This window comes from Exiguobacterium sp. AB2, assembly GCF_000696055.1.
Taxonomy (GTDB): domain Bacteria; phylum Bacillota; class Bacilli; order Exiguobacteriales; family Exiguobacteriaceae; genus Exiguobacterium; species Exiguobacterium alkaliphilum.
The window spans coordinates 1-14,443 of record NZ_JNAA01000059.1; the positions used below are offsets into that span (position 1 = coordinate 1).

The 14,443-nt window shown below is 53.0% G+C and carries 18 protein-coding genes; 14 read left to right on the plus strand and 4 right to left on the minus strand.

Translation table 11 applies throughout. The annotated features are described in order from the left end of the window. Window positions 1-289: 289 nt before the first annotated feature. The 3 genes from DI14_RS08370 to DI14_RS08380 all read left to right on the plus strand — a co-directional run bounded on the left by DI14_RS08370 (window position 290) and on the right by DI14_RS08380 (window position 2,186). Window positions 290-982 carry an FtsX-like permease family protein gene (locus DI14_RS08370; RefSeq protein WP_081825865.1) on the plus strand — a complete coding sequence of 231 codons (693 nt, stop codon included), beginning with the start codon at window positions 290-292 and terminating at the stop codon, window positions 980-982. 13 nt (window positions 983-995) lie between these two features. Next, window positions 996-1,337 carry a YxeA family protein gene (locus tag DI14_RS08375; RefSeq protein WP_034807483.1) on the plus strand — a complete coding sequence of 114 codons (342 nt, stop codon included), beginning with the start codon at window positions 996-998 and terminating at the stop codon, window positions 1,335-1,337. 111 nt (window positions 1,338-1,448) lie between these two features. Next, a complete protein-coding gene (locus DI14_RS08380) occupies window positions 1,449-2,186 on the plus strand; it encodes a Fic family protein (RefSeq protein ID WP_034807486.1) in 738 nt (245 codons plus the stop codon). A 40-nt stretch (window positions 2,187-2,226) separates the two neighbouring features. Here DI14_RS08380 and DI14_RS08385 read toward each other — a convergent pair whose 3' ends face one another. Then, window positions 2,227-2,667 carry a MerR family transcriptional regulator gene (locus DI14_RS08385; protein ID WP_034807488.1) on the minus strand — a complete coding sequence of 147 codons (441 nt, stop codon included), beginning with the start codon at window positions 2,665-2,667 and terminating at the stop codon, window positions 2,227-2,229. 319 nt (window positions 2,668-2,986) lie between these two features. On the opposite strand from DI14_RS08385, the gene DI14_RS08390 reads away from it, so the two are divergent. The 8 genes from DI14_RS08390 to DI14_RS08420 all read left to right on the plus strand — a co-directional run bounded on the left by DI14_RS08390 (window position 2,987) and on the right by DI14_RS08420 (window position 10,136). Then, window positions 2,987-3,199: a hypothetical protein gene (locus tag DI14_RS08390; RefSeq protein ID WP_034807491.1), complete on the plus strand. Its 213-nt coding sequence runs from the start codon at window positions 2,987-2,989 to the stop codon at window positions 3,197-3,199. Between the two features lie 72 nt (window positions 3,200-3,271). Beyond that, on the plus strand, window positions 3,272-3,412 hold the full coding sequence (locus DI14_RS15235; RefSeq protein WP_081825866.1) for a YvrJ family protein: 141 nt from the start codon (window positions 3,272-3,274) through the stop codon (window positions 3,410-3,412). A 26-nt stretch (window positions 3,413-3,438) separates the two neighbouring features. Next, window positions 3,439-3,651: a hypothetical protein gene (locus DI14_RS08395; protein ID WP_034807493.1), complete on the plus strand. Its 213-nt coding sequence runs from the start codon at window positions 3,439-3,441 to the stop codon at window positions 3,649-3,651. A 28-nt stretch (window positions 3,652-3,679) separates the two neighbouring features. Continuing rightward, window positions 3,680-3,892 carry a DUF2922 domain-containing protein gene (locus DI14_RS08400; protein ID WP_034807495.1) on the plus strand — a complete coding sequence of 71 codons (213 nt, stop codon included), beginning with the start codon at window positions 3,680-3,682 and terminating at the stop codon, window positions 3,890-3,892. Window positions 3,893-4,012: 120 nt separating this feature from the next. Then, the gene (locus DI14_RS08405) at window positions 4,013-5,854 is read left to right on the plus strand and encodes a methyl-accepting chemotaxis protein (RefSeq protein WP_034807497.1); all 1,842 of its coding nucleotides are present in this window, start codon (window positions 4,013-4,015) and stop codon (window positions 5,852-5,854) included. Between the two features lie 188 nt (window positions 5,855-6,042). Further along, the gene (locus DI14_RS08410) at window positions 6,043-7,746 is read left to right on the plus strand and encodes a methyl-accepting chemotaxis protein (RefSeq protein WP_081825867.1); all 1,704 of its coding nucleotides are present in this window, start codon (window positions 6,043-6,045) and stop codon (window positions 7,744-7,746) included. Between the two features lie 105 nt (window positions 7,747-7,851). Beyond that, window positions 7,852-8,601: an SDR family oxidoreductase gene (locus tag DI14_RS08415; protein WP_034807500.1), complete on the plus strand. Its 750-nt coding sequence runs from the start codon at window positions 7,852-7,854 to the stop codon at window positions 8,599-8,601. 203 nt (window positions 8,602-8,804) lie between these two features. Next, the gene (locus tag DI14_RS08420; RefSeq protein WP_034807503.1) at window positions 8,805-10,136 is read left to right on the plus strand and encodes a S1C family serine protease; all 1,332 of its coding nucleotides are present in this window, start codon (window positions 8,805-8,807) and stop codon (window positions 10,134-10,136) included. 36 nt (window positions 10,137-10,172) lie between these two features. Here DI14_RS08420 and DI14_RS08425 read toward each other — a convergent pair whose 3' ends face one another. Continuing rightward, window positions 10,173-11,054 (minus strand): M48 family metallopeptidase, encoded by an 882-nt coding sequence (locus DI14_RS08425; RefSeq protein WP_235193428.1) that lies wholly within the window; start codon window positions 11,052-11,054, stop codon window positions 10,173-10,175. A 126-nt stretch (window positions 11,055-11,180) separates the two neighbouring features. Between DI14_RS08425 and DI14_RS08430 the strand changes: the two genes are divergently transcribed. Both DI14_RS08430 and DI14_RS15530 read left to right on the plus strand, forming a co-directional pair. After that, entirely contained in the window at window positions 11,181-11,405 is a 225-nt protein-coding gene (locus tag DI14_RS08430) for a DUF3221 domain-containing protein (protein WP_034807506.1), read from the plus strand. Between the two features lie 18 nt (window positions 11,406-11,423). Further along, window positions 11,424-11,588 (plus strand): hypothetical protein, encoded by a 165-nt coding sequence (locus DI14_RS15530; protein WP_034807509.1) that lies wholly within the window; start codon window positions 11,424-11,426, stop codon window positions 11,586-11,588. A gap of 16 nt (window positions 11,589-11,604) precedes the next feature. Here DI14_RS15530 and DI14_RS15045 read toward each other — a convergent pair whose 3' ends face one another. Next, window positions 11,605-12,831: a trypsin-like peptidase domain-containing protein gene (locus DI14_RS15045; protein ID WP_152545890.1), complete on the minus strand. Its 1,227-nt coding sequence runs from the start codon at window positions 12,829-12,831 to the stop codon at window positions 11,605-11,607. A gap of 171 nt (window positions 12,832-13,002) precedes the next feature. On the opposite strand from DI14_RS15045, the gene DI14_RS15240 reads away from it, so the two are divergent. Next, window positions 13,003-13,284, plus strand: a complete 282-nt coding sequence (locus DI14_RS15240) for a hypothetical protein (protein ID WP_081825868.1) — start codon at window positions 13,003-13,005, stop codon at window positions 13,282-13,284. A 4-nt stretch (window positions 13,285-13,288) separates the two neighbouring features. Here the strand turns inward: DI14_RS15240 and DI14_RS08445 are convergent, their stop codons facing one another. Continuing rightward, on the minus strand, window positions 13,289-14,200 hold the full coding sequence (locus DI14_RS08445) for a cation diffusion facilitator family transporter (protein WP_034807511.1): 912 nt from the start codon (window positions 14,198-14,200) through the stop codon (window positions 13,289-13,291). Window positions 14,201-14,443: the final 243 nt, after the last annotated feature.

Below are 14,443 nucleotides of genomic sequence, written 5' to 3' on the forward strand. Positions count from 1 at the left end.
CCACGCATCAATCCCTCTTTTCGTACCCGCGCCCCTTTTTTATAATGAGAGGTAGAGAACCCGTCATGGAGACGATGCTACCCTTTGCCGCCCTCAATCTCAAGAAGATGGCAGGCTTGGCATGGAAGGACGCCCAACCCGCCTGAAAAGTGGCTCGGGCAGAGCGCCTCAAGGCCAAAAAACGAAAAAGTCACGTTTCAGTTCGCCTGAAACGTGACTTTATCTACAATCTGAGGGTTCGCCGCGGCGAACCCTTTTTGTGTCTTCATGGAGCGTATGGCAACGTGATATGAATCGACGTGCCGACGCCGGACTCGCTCGTCACGTCGACCCGTTCTATGATGAGCGGTTCAATGATGAGATGAATCAAGTCGAAGTCGATGGCGCGACGTATCCTGTCAAAGAGCGGGTCGAAGCGACCCCGCTCAACGTCATGACGTTCGGCGGCATCTTCCTCGTCACCCGGGACGACGTCTATGAAGCGATCGAGAGTGACACGGTCGCGTATCACACGGTGAAAGTCGCCGATTATAAAGACCAGGCGGCATTGTCGGAACGCTTATCCGGACTTCCGAGCTTCTCGAGCGCGACGGACTTGTATCGCGACACGATGGCCGTGAACGGGGCGCTCCTCTTCGTCGGCAGTTTCCTCGGGCTCGTCTTCCTCGTCGCGACCGGGAGCGTCATCTATTTCAAGACGATGACCGAAGCTGAGGCGGACCGGGCGACGTATGCGGTGTTGCGTAAAGTCGGGATCTCGAAACGCGACATCAAACAGACGATTCGGCATCAAGTCGCCGTCATCTTCTTGGCGCCATATGTGCTCGGGTTGCTCCACGCGAGCGTCGCCTTGGTCGCGTTCTCCCGTCTGTTCGCGATGGACTTCACCGTACCGGTCGTCGTCTGGATGGCGGTCTATTCGGCCGTGTACGCGATGTACTATGTCGTGACCGTCAAACGGTTCACAAAATCTGTATGTTAAGGAGGAAATGAAGATGAAGAAAATCATTGGGTTTACGCTCGCGTTCGTCCTCGTGACGGTCGGGCTAATCAACATCGACTGGCATCGGATCGGGAAAGAGAACGCGTATGTTCAAGTCGGGGACGTGACGAACGTCGAAGAGACGACGCTCGACTCGGGAGAGGTCGTCCGTCGTTACGTCTATGAGACCGAGGCGTACACGAACGACGGAGAGGCGCGTGACGTCACGTTCACGGCAGCGAAGGAATTACGTCAAGGCGCTTTTTTGATGCTCTATATGAAAGATGAAGCGGTCACATCATACGATGAGGTCGAGGTGTCTGATGTGCCGGAAGCGGCGCGGGAGAAGTTATGAGTCGATGACGTTGTACTCTGGTTGTCTTGTTGGATCGCGTGGTCGAAATCGACTTGCATCAGTTGTTCAGCATATAATGAAAAGAATAAGACGAGATGAAAGGAGAGCATGATGTTTGAGCAGCTGATTCATAAAAAACAACAATTGGACCTCCATCGACCATTCCCGACGTACACACTCAAAAGTCTACGTGAAAAATTATTTTTAGAATGGACGTACAACTCGAATGCGATTGAAGGGAACACGTTGACCATCAATGAGACGAAAGTCGTCTTGGAAGGCATCACGGTCGGCGGGAAGACGATGCGTGAACATTTAGAAGTCATCAACCACCAAGAAGCGATTTTATATGTGGAAGACATCATTCGCCGCGAGGAACCGCTTAGCGAATGGCAAATCAAAAACTTGCATCGTCTTGTCTTAAAAGGAATCGATGATGCTTACGCAGGCGTGTACCGAGACCAGCAAGTGTTCATTGCCGGTACGGCTCATGTGCCACCAGCCCCGTACTTGATTCCAGAACAGATGGAACGGCTCATGGAGTGGTATGAGACAGACGCGACATCGTTGCATCCTGTCGAGCGGGGGGCGCTCTTGCATGGGAAAATTGTCGGCATCCATCCGTTCATCGATGGCAACGGTCGTATTTCTCGATTGCTTCTCAACTTGGAATTGATGAAATCGGGGTATCCACCGATTGTCATTCGGGTCGAGAATCGCTTAAGTTATTACAACGCGCTTGACCGGGCTCACACGTCAGGAGAATATGCTGACTTCATCGACCTCGTCGCAACGGAAACCGAGGCCTCTCTCGATTTATATTTGAGCGCCATTTCGATGAATCAATAAAGACCGCCTTTCCTGTTTATGTCAGGGAAGGCGGTCTTTCTCATGGTTGCGGTGATTCATCTGCGAGTTCAAGTTGGAGTATGTACGACAATTCGTTATGGGCCAATTGCGAGAAGTTCGTCTTTTTGACGTGCGTCCGCGGCCGCAGTCCGCATTCCAATGCGATGTCGACGATGGTCCGAATCTGATTTTCTGTATAGTACCGTTTGCGTCCAATTGTGAACGGGGTCGGCGGCAAGATGCCATCGGTCTCCCATTTGATCAATTGTTGCTGGCTGCGGGGGATGCCGGCGATGTGAAACGCCCGGCTCAACTCTTTGAGCGGGTAGACGTTCAGATGCCGGTTGTTCAGCTGATACGGTTTCCCGTGTTCGGGACGGTACGTATCCCATTCGGTCGCACGAAATGTCAGGTCGGTATGGTCGAAGTCGAGTTGAGCGGAAGGAATAAGGGGGTTAAGTGCGATGTCTAAGCTGTTCATCTAAGGTATCTCCTTCTTCAAATCAAACTGGTCATTTCTGAAAATGCCCTCCCTCGTATAGTAACCCATTTTCAAATCATTAACTGTAATTTTTTGAAAGTGGGGAAATGAATTCGTGGGACTATTGACGGATTTTCAATGCCGGTTCAACGTCTTTTACAATACCCTAAAAGGTATGAAAACTCAATCACAAAGCCATATGAGGAGAAATGAACTAATATTCAGACAATCTAGGTCGATAGTCACGAATTCCAATTTGAAAATAAAATGAGCAAACATCTCCCTTGTGTGGTTAATAGGGGCGAAGGAGGTGAGACATATGGCAATTTATCGAGAATACGCAAGCATTTTTTACCTCGACACGAAACGCGTCGTCGATGGGAAAGACAAGCGGCAACTCGTCCGGTTCGGTCCACTTGGCGCCCGGATGGAGACGGCGGAGATTAAGCAGTTCGGTGATCTCGTGACGCGACTCTTGTCCGTCGACTCGGCTACGTACGTCGTGTCCCGTGAGTTCCACGTGACGGTCTAAATTGGAGGAACCCTCTATGCGCATCCCCCCTCGTCCCGCCGCCGGCAAACGGCACGATGAGCAGGTGGTCACATGAGCTGGCCCGAACTCATCTCGAACCTCGGATTCCCGATCGTCGTCTCGCTCTACTTGCTCCACCGGATCGAGACGCGGCTTGAGCGCATGATTCAGCTGCTCGAGCGCTTGGACTCCACTTACCCTTCTGACTTGTAATCATCCCCCGAAAGGAGCCATCCCCCATGGCACAGCTATCAGAAAAGAAAGCGACGCTCGTCTTGACGACGCATCACAACTTGGAAAGTGTAAAACCGACGAAAAAAGCGCAACGGTTCGGCCCGATCCGTGCGGCGCTCACGGCGAACGAGGCCGAGTCGTTCGGTCACCTCATGCTTGAGTTGATTGTTCAAGAAGACTTCACGCTCGCCGTCGTCCGCGAATACGACCTCGTCTAATCACCCACTTTAAGGAGGAGAATGAACCATGACTGAAACAAAACTCGAAATCGCCTTTTTGGATACGTTTAACAAAGTGACGCGCTTCCGCTTGAACAACGTGAAGCAACCGATTGACCCGATGCAGGTAAAGGCGCTCGCCGACTTCATGGTCGCGAACGACCCGCTCGCCAAGAACGTCGTCAAATGGACGGAAATCAAGATGATCGAAGGCTCGACGACCGTATTGAACGTCCAATAATGGGTTGAAAGATGGCTGAACGTTCAGCCATCTTTTTTTAATGTTGGTCAATCGTCTTCAAAGTTTTCTGATAACGGTCGATATAGGAAGAAACGTTGGTTTTGAGAGGGGACTTTACATATGAAGAGAAAAGTAAGTTGGTCGGCGACGGTGCAACGGGTAAGACGTCGCCTGAGCCAAAAACCTGCATTCCGGTTGCCATCACTCAAATGGCCGGTCAAAGTGCGGCAACGTCAAACCGAAGGGAAAACGAAAGGGCTCACGATTCGCCAGAAGCTATGGGGGCTCGTCCTCCTGTCGCTCCTCATGGTCATCGGGGTCGGCGGCTATTCGCTCGTGTCATTGAACGATGCGAACAAGCAGGCTGGTGAAATCGTCGACGTATGGAACCGCGGACTCGATTATGCTCATGAATTGAACACGCTCGCCGCGAATTATCGGGCGCTCGAACTCGAGCATATCGTCACCGAGGACGCGGCCGGGAAAGACGAACTCATGACGAAGATGCAAGACATCCGGGCTCGCATCAATGAAATTGCCCCGAAATACGAGGCGACGGTGACGAGTGCGACGGACAAAGAACTGTTCGACTACTTCTCGCGTCAATGGGAGATGTATCAGCGAGTGTCCGACAACATGCTCATCTTCAGTACGTCCGGCAACAACGGGATGGCGCGATCTTACTATGACGCCCAGTCCCAAGCGACGTACGACAACTTCACCCAGCGTTTGACGGCGCTCGTCGCCTATAACTCGGAAGGGTCGGTACGGGTCGGTGCCGCTATGGAACGTGAGTTCAAACAGTCGCTCATCGCCCTCATCGCCGTGACAATCGGCGCGGTGTCGTTCCTCCTCTTCCTTGGCTTGAGCCTGCTCCGTTCGATTATCCGGCCGATGCGGACGCTTCAGACGAAGTTTGACGAGCTCGCGACGCAAGGCGGTGACTTGACGATGTCGATTCCGGTCACGTCGAATGACGAGATCGCACAAGTGAGCCGCTCGTTCAACACGTTCATCGCCTCGCTTCGTGACATCATGATTGACGTCGACGAGACGGCGAAAGTCGTCCTCGTCTCGTCGAAAGAAGTCGCCGCCGAAGTGACGCAGCTCAGCCGTTACATGGAAGAGACGTCCGGCACGGTCGAAGAACTGACGGCCGGCATGGAAGAGACGGCCGCTTCCTCGCAAGAGATGAGCGCATCGACGACAGAGATGGGCAGTTCAATCGATTCAATCGTCGACCTGTCGAACGACAGCGCCGAGACGGCGCAACATGTCGAACAGCGCGCCCATGCGATGCGCACGCAGGCCATCCAATCAAAAACGGAAGCGACCGCGATCATCGAGGCGAAGCGGGTCGAACTCGACGAGGCGATTCGGGGGGCGAAGTCGGTTGAAGAGATTCGCGTCTTGACGACCGCGATCCTCGCCATCGCCGATCAGACGAATTTGCTCGCCTTGAACGCTTCCATCGAAGCGGCGCGGGCCGGGGACGCGGGACGCGGTTTCGCCGTCGTCGCCTCGGAGATTCGGAAGCTCGCCGAGAACTCACGCCAGACGGTGAACGAGATTCGAGACGTATCGAACACGGTCATCGACTCGGTCGAACGGTTGAATACGAGCTCGGCCGATATGTTGTCGTTCCTCGACACGACGGTCTTGTCAGACTACGACCGGCTCGAGGCGTCGGCGACGCAGTACGAGGCGGACGCGACCGTGTTCGGTGAGACGGCGAAGACGTTCGAAGGGAACGCGCTTCAGCTCCGTCATATGACCGATACGATTCTCGGTGTCATCCAAGAAGTCGCGACGACCGTGACGGAAGGGGCGGACGGGACGCAGTCGATCTCGGAGAAGGTCCAACGCTCGGTCGAACGGTTCAACGACGTGCAAGAGCGGATGCAGGAGACGGAACAGCGTGCGGTCGAACTCTCGAACCGGGTATCGCAGTTCAAACTATAAAGAGGAGACCGCAGCGGACGTCCGTTGCGGTTTTTTTGTCCATTTCGAGAACCAGAAAATCAAAATATAGGTCAATCCGAACAAAAAGTAGTGCTAGCATTGGAAAAACGTTTGCACCATCCGATAAAATCCATGTAGTTCCAAAAAAAGAGAAATAGAGGTGGAAGGGGACACGTTCCTCGAACGACATGAAACGATTCAAAACACTATCGTTAACGCAAAAACTATTCAGTGGCATCGGCTTGATTCTCCTATTCGTCACGGTTGGCATGGGTTATAACCTGTGGACGCTTCACAACATGACGAGTCAGTATAAGACGATGATTGCCGAGGACGTCATGAAGATGAAGGCGGCCGATGACTTGTCGCTCGGCATGACGCGGCAAGCGTACGGCGTACGCGGCTATATCCTCGTCCAAAACGACGAGCGTCGTGAACAAATCGAACGCGGTGGGACAGAGAAGACAGCCGCGATCGAGGAGTTGATGCGACTGGCCAAGACGGACGACGAACGGAGCGAGTTCGAACGTCTGTTGGCTTACGCGGCAGGCTATGACGAGCTGGCGACGCAAGCGATCGCAGCGGCGGATGCGGGGAACGCGGAAGACATCGAGCGACTGACGCTCCGACTCATGCCAGACGTGACGAAGTCGATCACCGAGACCGGTGAAACGCTTCAAGCCGAGTCGGAGGCGGCGATGCTCGCGAAACAAGACGAGCTCGAGAATCTTGGCGAGAGCGCTGTTCTGTATTCGGCCGGCGTCGCTATCCTTATTCTCGTCCTTACGCTCGGAGCGGGCTACTTCTTGCAACGGATGGTCACCGTGCCACTTCGTCTCCTCGCGAGAGAAGTCGATGTCGTCGCGAGCGGCGACTTGACACGAGACGACTTGGAGGCGCTGACGCGTGACGAGATTGGTCAACTCATGGTCGGCTTCAACGGCATGAAACTCAACTTGCGCGAGTTGATTGACGAAGTGAGCCGGAACGCCCAAGAGATCACGGCCCAGTCAGAAGAGCTGTATGCGAGCACCGAAGAGATGTCATCGCAGACGGAAGAGACGACGCGGATGATTGAGCGGGTCGTCGAGGAGACGGTCGCACAGGCGCGCGAGGCGACCGGCAGCGTCAAGGCAGTCGCCGCAGCGGACGAAGGCGTCGACCAAATCGCTCGCTCCATCGGCACGATCAGTGAAGACGTCTCGACTAGCCTGAAGCTCGCCGAGGACGGCGGGGAGACGATTCAGCAAGCGAAACAGGAAGTGCTCGCCCTCGAGACCGAGACACGCCTCACAGGTGAGTCGATCGCGACGCTCAAGCAACAGTCGGACGAGATCGCACTAATCACCGAGGTCATCCAATCGATTACCGACCAGACGAACTTACTCGCCTTGAACGCCGCGATTGAAGCGGCCCGGGCCGGCGAACAAGGAAAAGGATTCGCCGTCGTCGCCGAAGAGGTAAGGAAGCTCGCCGAACAATCGAAGCAGTCGGCGACGCAAATCGCCGGGTTAATCGAATCGATTCAAGTCCAGTCGAATGCGGTACTGACGCGTCATGAAATGAGTGCAAAGCGTGTCGAGGTGAACACAAGATTACTCGAACAAGCGACGCATGCATTCGGTCAAATCGTTCAACAGCTGCAGACGTCGGTCGACAACACGCTCCACATCCGAAAGGCGTCGAGCGAGATCGCTTTGACGACGAAACAAGTCGCGACGGCCGCGCTCGGAATCGCGAGCGAGAGTGAACAGATGGCGACGACGATGCGCGGTGTCGGAGAGACGAGCGACTCTCAGCTTGCGATGATTCAAGAGTTGAACGGGGTCGCCGAATCGCTCGGCAACATGACTGGAGATCTCCAGACGTTGATTGGCAAGTTCAATACGTGACGAAAGCCGTCTTCGGACGGCTTTTTGTACGTCCGAAGGATTGACCGGTATCCATTTCGGGAATTGCCGAAAAGAATGCATTCTTAGTAGAGAAGGGGAAATGATATGAAGTATACGGTCATCACAGGTGCAAGTTCGGGGATCGGATACGAGGCGGCGAAACGACTCGCGAAAGCAGGAAAGTCGCTCGTTCTCGTCGCGCGTCGTACAGACGAACTCGAGAAGTTGCGTAAAGAAATTAAGTCGATCTCGCCGGACAGCGACGTCATCTTGAAGACGAACGACCTCTCGTATAGCGAGAACGTGTACGCCTTGTACGAGTCGCTCGCCGACCTCGACATCGAGACGTGGATCAACAACGCTGGGTTCGGGGACTCGAACTTCGTGAAAGACGCCGAGGTCGGAAAGATGGAAAACATGGTCCGTCTGAACGTTGAGGCGCTCACGGTGCTGTCGAACTTGTACGTTCGCGACTACCATGACGTCGAAGGGGCGACGCTTTTGAACGTCGCGTCGGTCGTCGGCTACCATATCGCGAAAAAAGGCGTGACGTACAGTGCGACGAAGTTTTATGTCAGCGCCTATACGGAAGGACTTGCCCGTGAGTTGATGAACAATGGGGACAAATTGCGGGCGAAAGTGCTCGCGCCGGCAGCGACCGAGACCGGTTTCGCGAGCCGGGCCCGGGAAGAGGAGAATTTCGACTATAGCCAAAACGTCGAGAAGTACCATACGGCCGAAGAGATGGCCGGCTTCTTGATGGAGCTGCTCGAGAGCGACGAGGTCGTCGGCATCGTCAACCACGAGGATTACTCGTTCGAGTTGCGCGGACCGATTCATCCGTTTATGAAGTAAGCGGACATGACTCAATTTGTAAGGTACTTCGTTACTGCGAAGTGCCTTTTTGCGTGGAGTAATTACCGTTTGAGAGTAGCGCGGGATTGAACAAAAGAGTAATCAAATCTTAAGGAATACATTTCCATTTCGCACGAAGAAAAAAACTTTTTGTCTGTTGCTTTTTTTATAATGAGACTGAATTGAGAAGAGGAGGAAAATGTATGAAACGTTGGCTTAGTATCGCATTAATAATTGTTTTATTTTTAAATGTCTTTCCACATCCGGTTGATGCATCTCAAAAGCTAACCGTTACTCCTAAAGCGGTTACAGTGATGGCAAGTGCTTCGAAGGTGGTAAAAGCTACTGCGTCTGGCGTGAAGAAACCTGTCTATGTATGGAAGTCTCTAAATCCTAAAGTGGCGACCGTTGTGAATGGAAAAATCACAGGAAAGTCTGCCGGTAAAACAACCGTAACAGTTACCGTAAAAGGAACGAAACTTAAACAAAATGTTGCGGTGACGGTTACAAAACGAAAGTATAACGCAACTGATTTATTCAAAATGGCTAATCCATCTGTAGCATTAATTGAGATGTTAAATGATCGAGGACAAGTCGTTTCTTCTGGAAGTGGATTTGTCGTAAATAAAGGAGAAGTTGTGACGAATTTCCATGTCCTTCAAGGTGAAGAGAACGTGGAAGCGAAAGTGTCATTTGCAAATGGATCGTTCATACGCACAAACGTGATAAAACGATATGATGAGACATTGGATTTGGCCGTTCTCGATATTTCAAGAATCGCTCCGGCACCACCGATTTTAAAAATGAATGGAACTAGAGTGGCGACTGGAGAAAAAATTTACGCGCTGGGGAGTCCGCGTGGTGTGAGCAACACAATTACAGAGGGGATGATTAGCAATAATAGCGTCGTACTAGACGGGTTTGAATACTATCAGTTCAATGCGAGTACAACGTATGGGAATTCAGGAGGTCCGCTTCTGAATATTTATGGTGAGGTAGTCGGTGTGGTGACTTGGATGTTTGAAAACTCTCAAAACATGAACTACGCTGTCCCAGTTCGTCAACTTAGTTTACTTGATGCGCGTCGCACGGCATTTATAGAAGAGGTTCAAGTTCCTACGCTTCCTATTCCAGTTGGAAAAGGAGATACGTATGAAGAAGAACCTAATGGCGAGTGGATGAAATCCGATCTTCTACGTTATGCAGATGGGTATATTCACGGAACGACATCGAATCTTGATGATGTTGACATCTATGTCTTCAATGTAGAAAAACGAACGAAGTTAGATTTCTTTGGTGCATTTGGTGATGCACGTATCTCTCCTTATTTTGCGTTTGGGATTTATGATTTAAACGAAGAACCGCTTGCGTTCAGTGATCCGTTTGTTTCGACGAGCGGAAATGGTGTCACTTATCAAACACTACAAACGACCGTTGAACCAGGTATTTATTTTTTGGTTGTCTTTCCCGTCAGTGGCTTATCAAGAACTGCGTATGTGAACAAAGACTATTTGATTATGCATAAATTCCAATAACAAACTAACCCGCCTTCACTCAGAAGGCGGGTTTTGTTAGCGTATCGACGAATCCGCATATCCACCCGTCACCCGGTGCGTGAGACGGTGGTACCAATAGCGAAGACGAAGACGATAGACATAAAACTTAGACGTGTTCGGTAAGATGACGTTGTCGACATAGTCGGCGAACATGGCGCGGAACATCTGGTCCTCGCTGTCGTCATACGTCGCGCTCCACATGCCGTGCTCTTCGACTTCGAGCAACATGTGAATCGTCTCGTCATCGAGCGTGTCTTGATCGGGCTTGCCTTTGACGAGCATGTCGACCCGGTGGCTGCAAATCGAAGCGTAGAGCGAATGGGCGTGCGGGTTGCGCGGGTTCGCGTTCAAGTAGCCGATGGCGGCTTTTAAGAGCTCATCGTTCATCTCGAGCGGAATCTCGTCATACACTTGGAAGAAATCGAGTAGCATCGGCACCGTCTCTTCATTGAATCCGGTAAGTCGGACGTAATGCATCAAATGGAGCCCGGCTTCCCCGTAGAACTTGCGGTGGAAGTAATGGATGGCGATGGCCCGCTGCGTCATCGGGACGTTCGGAAACCGTTCGATGGCCCGAAGGTAATGCTGTTCGGCCTCGAACGTGAAGCCGGCGTCGTCGCTGAGCGCGCCGAGCAGGCAATGAATGAGGTAGTGGTCGCCGAGCGTACTCGCCGCGTCGAGCTGTTGCTTCGCCTGGTCGAACTCGCCTTCGCGGATGAGCGGATAGGCGCGCATCGCCGGGAAGAACGGGTCGTCCGGGAACCGGGTCTCGCCGCGCGTGACGAGCGTCTCGATCGCCTCGGCGTTATATGTCTCCGTTAATTCTTCAAGCAACATCATCTCGAGGAACGTCCGTTGAAATTCTGGGGTGTGTAAGTCGATGGTGTGTTTCGTCATCTTGGTCCCTCCGTACGTTTAGGATTGTTGCTTTATTATACAAGTGAATCAGCATCACGAGTAGAGTTTTTTCAAAAAATGGGAAAAGAAAAAGTGTACACATCCGACACGAAGGAGGGAGTCAAGATGGCCACGTTCACAGGCTATATCGTCGACATCGTGGAAGCGAAGATTCGCGTCGCCCCATCGCCGGAAGCCGAGCCGTTTGACGGAATCGTTTTTCATTTGGAAGAGGAGCTCGAGCATGAGCCGCCGCTCGCGATCGGCCAACACGTCCGGGTCGAACACGACGAGAAGATGACGCGTTCCTTGCCGCCACAGGCGACGGCGCACCGAATCGATGTGTTATGATGGGGTTGAGGTGAGGGTATGGGAAAAGGAAACATCGTTTGGCTCGGCGCGGTCATCGGATTTAGCGCCTTGCTCGTCTGGTTGTTGCAGGACGTCATGCCGTTTTGGATGTTGTCGATCATTCTGCTGTTGCTCGGTGGGCTGCTCGGCAATTTGCAACGGAAATTCAACAAAGACACGTGAAAAAGCACGTCTTCCGTCATTCGGAAGGCGTGCTTTCTTCGTCGACAGGCTCATCGGACGATGCCGCTGGGTCTTCTTTCGATTCTTCTGATTTCGGCTTGTCTTCTTTTACCGGTGGCTCGGTTTTCGGTTTATCGGTTGGCTTGTTGTCCTGCTTTTTCACCGGCTTATCGGTGTCGGCCGCCGGTTTTTCCGGCTCGACCGGTTCGGCCGGTTCCGTCACCGGCGTTTCCGGTTCAGCCGGCGGTTCGGTCACTGGCGGCTCAGGTTCGGTCACCGGTTCCTCAGGTGGAGCCGGTTCAGCTGGTGCCTCCTCTTCAGGCGGCGGGGTCGCTTCTACGGGCTCCTCGACAGCTGGTGCCGGTTCGGCTGGTTCAGCCGGTGCTTCGGGCTCGGCTGGTGTCTCGGGTGCTGGCGGCGTTTCTTCCGCCGGCGCAGGAGCTGGAGCTGGTGCAGGAGCCGGTGCTTCCGTCACAGGGGCCTCTTTCGGTAGCGGAGAGATCGGCGCGACCGGTGCGAGTTCGGCCGTCGGTGGTGCCGGCGTATCCGATTCGAGGAACGACTGGACGTCTTGTTCGAACAAAATGACCGGTAACGTCAGCTCACGCAAATGGATGGCAAGCACACGCCCGTTCTCGGTGAGGAGCGGACTGCCGATCGCGTAACGCGGCAAATCGAAGTTTCGCTCATAGCCCGTCTCACTGAACGTGACCGTACCGTTGATGCGGTCTTTCGACGTCATCGTCAGGAGTGACTCATCGCTTGCGGCGATCGCCTGGGTGAACGAGAACGGCGTCAAATCAACTTGTTCGATACGGATGACGGCGATGGCGTCGTTTCGCCCGACGACCGTCCCGGCGATCTCGTTTCCGTCCCGTTCGAGGATGATATCCGTCAAACCGGCCACGTTCGAAGCGGCCGTCAAGACGTCTTGTGGACTGATTAAGAAACCGGTGCCGTTGCTGACGGTAAAGAGGCTGTCTTGCAAGGCGTCGAGGTCGGCGGGAGTCGCCGCATCCGCCGAGACGGTGTCGTCGGTCACATTCAAGCGGACTTTGTCGGCAAGGGAGTCGGCCGAGCGCGAACTGTCCTTGAAATAAGCGTTCGTGACGACGGCGATAAACGCGATGAGGGCGATGGCAAATGGGACGACGAACCAGCGATAGCGACGTGAGCGGTGGCCACACGTCGGACAAGCAGTCGTTCGCGAGCGGGTTTTCGTTCCGCATTTCGGGCAAGTCACGAGGATGACACCTTCTTTCTCCAAAACATAAGATGTATGCCTATTCCTCAAATGTTCGGGGGATAAACAATAATTGACCAGGTTTAGAAGTCGAAATCGGGAATTGAACGATGAGCGCTTTTTTGAGATGACTAAGGGGACTTAAAATCGATGAATTCGAGGTGACTTCCCATGATTGTGAGATGTAGCCATTGCGGGCATGAACAGTTCGTCAAAGACCATAAGTTTGATTGTCACTACCGCGCAGAATATGAAACGGCGATTCTCGTATTTTGTGACCGTAGATGTTGCGACTCGTCACAAGTACCAATCCCAAGAGGCTACATTAAATTAGGCATGTGGCTTGGTGGATGGTCACTCGTCCGATTGATGACGACAGAAGAGTATAAAGCCATGAAACGGACAAAGCGGATACTAGAAGCCGGTCTTGCGCAAATGGACACCGAGGATTAAGGGTTTACTCCGCCCAACGATTGTCATGGGTGAACGAGACGGTCAGCCATTTCTCATACGGTAAGAAGGCGAGCGCGTCGAACAACTGTTGCCGAATCTTGTCCTGGTCGGCGATCGTGTCGTACGGGTAGTCGCGTGGGACGACGAGGTCGATTTCAAGGAACAAGACGTTGCCGGACTTCGTCGTGCGGACGTATGTCTTGTCGACGTCGAACTGATGGGCGACTTGGAGTACGGTCAACCGAATTTGGTTGCTGTAGGGCGTGCCCGTGTCCATGTCAATCAGTTCTTTGATGGCCGTCCACATCTCGATGAGCGGGGTGCGGACGAGCCAAAGGGCGCTCAAGATGAGCATGACCGGGTCGATGTAAGGGGCGACGGCCTCGAACGAGAGCCAGACGAGCACTTGGGCGATGAGATATCCGATGAGGCCGCTGACGGTGAGTAGTGTATCGAGCCGCCATTGTACGACTTCCGCCGTGACGAGCCCGGAGCTCACCTTCATCTTGAAGCTGTTCAAATAGCGATAGATGCTATACGAGATGCCGGCGCTGATGGCAAGGTAGACGAGGGCACCGCTAAGGACGAGGTCGTTCCCGCCAGCGCGGATATCATCGATTGCACCGAGGAAGGCGTTGACGATGACGAATAAGAGGACGCCGTATTGGAACAAGATGATGAACGGTTCAATCGTGCTCTTGCCGAACGGGAAGCGCTTATCGGCCGTCAACATGAAGACGCCGGCCCGGAGTGAGATCCAGCTCATGATGACGCTCAAGAATGAATACACACCGTCGAACAAGATGAACGACGAGGACAGCCAGAGGCCGACGAGAATGCCGGCGATGGCGAAGAAGAGCGAGGCAAAAACGGAGAAGCGTAAGACAAAGCGCTCGAGTTTTGGATCTTTTGGCATAAAGATGCCTCCTTATAGCGAAAACTGAATAAGATGGTAACTCTTTTCCCGTTCGCCACACATTTTAGTCTGGTCACTCTCTAGGCCAAAGAAGGAGAAAATGATTGTTTAGATAATGTTGTTAGAGCGGTGACCCGTGCTGAATGTGATAGAACTGTAAGTTGAAAACTTGAACAAAAGGAGCAAAATTCATTGAAAGACAAGCGACACGTTATGATAGGAAGCTTAGTTATTGTGGCAATC

Coding starts and splice junctions, on each gene's coding strand:
- DI14_RS08370 (WP_081825865.1), top strand. CDS start 290: ATGAATCGACGTGCCGACGCCGGACTCGCTCGTCACGTCGACCCGTTC.
- DI14_RS08375 (WP_034807483.1), top strand. CDS start 996: ATGAAGAAAATCATTGGGTTTACGCTCGCGTTCGTCCTCGTGACGGTC.
- DI14_RS08380 (WP_034807486.1), top strand. CDS start 1,449: ATGTTTGAGCAGCTGATTCATAAAAAACAACAATTGGACCTCCATCGA.
- DI14_RS08385 (WP_034807488.1), bottom strand. CDS start 2,667: ATGAACAGCTTAGACATCGCACTTAACCCCCTTATTCCTTCCGCTCAA.
- DI14_RS08390 (WP_034807491.1), top strand. CDS start 2,987: ATGGCAATTTATCGAGAATACGCAAGCATTTTTTACCTCGACACGAAA.
- DI14_RS15235 (WP_081825866.1), top strand. CDS start 3,272: ATGAGCTGGCCCGAACTCATCTCGAACCTCGGATTCCCGATCGTCGTC.
- DI14_RS08395 (WP_034807493.1), top strand. CDS start 3,439: ATGGCACAGCTATCAGAAAAGAAAGCGACGCTCGTCTTGACGACGCAT.
- DI14_RS08400 (WP_034807495.1), top strand. CDS start 3,680: ATGACTGAAACAAAACTCGAAATCGCCTTTTTGGATACGTTTAACAAA.
- DI14_RS08405 (WP_034807497.1), top strand. CDS start 4,013: ATGAAGAGAAAAGTAAGTTGGTCGGCGACGGTGCAACGGGTAAGACGT.
- DI14_RS08410 (WP_081825867.1), top strand. CDS start 6,043: ATGAAACGATTCAAAACACTATCGTTAACGCAAAAACTATTCAGTGGC.
- DI14_RS08415 (WP_034807500.1), top strand. CDS start 7,852: ATGAAGTATACGGTCATCACAGGTGCAAGTTCGGGGATCGGATACGAG.
- DI14_RS08420 (WP_034807503.1), top strand. CDS start 8,805: ATGAAACGTTGGCTTAGTATCGCATTAATAATTGTTTTATTTTTAAAT.
- DI14_RS08425 (WP_235193428.1), bottom strand. CDS start 11,054: ATGACGAAACACACCATCGACTTACACACCCCAGAATTTCAACGGACG.
- DI14_RS08430 (WP_034807506.1), top strand. CDS start 11,181: ATGGCCACGTTCACAGGCTATATCGTCGACATCGTGGAAGCGAAGATT.
- DI14_RS15530 (WP_034807509.1), top strand. CDS start 11,424: ATGGGAAAAGGAAACATCGTTTGGCTCGGCGCGGTCATCGGATTTAGC.
- DI14_RS15240 (WP_081825868.1), top strand. CDS start 13,003: ATGATTGTGAGATGTAGCCATTGCGGGCATGAACAGTTCGTCAAAGAC.
- DI14_RS08445 (WP_034807511.1), bottom strand. CDS start 14,200: ATGCCAAAAGATCCAAAACTCGAGCGCTTTGTCTTACGCTTCTCCGTT.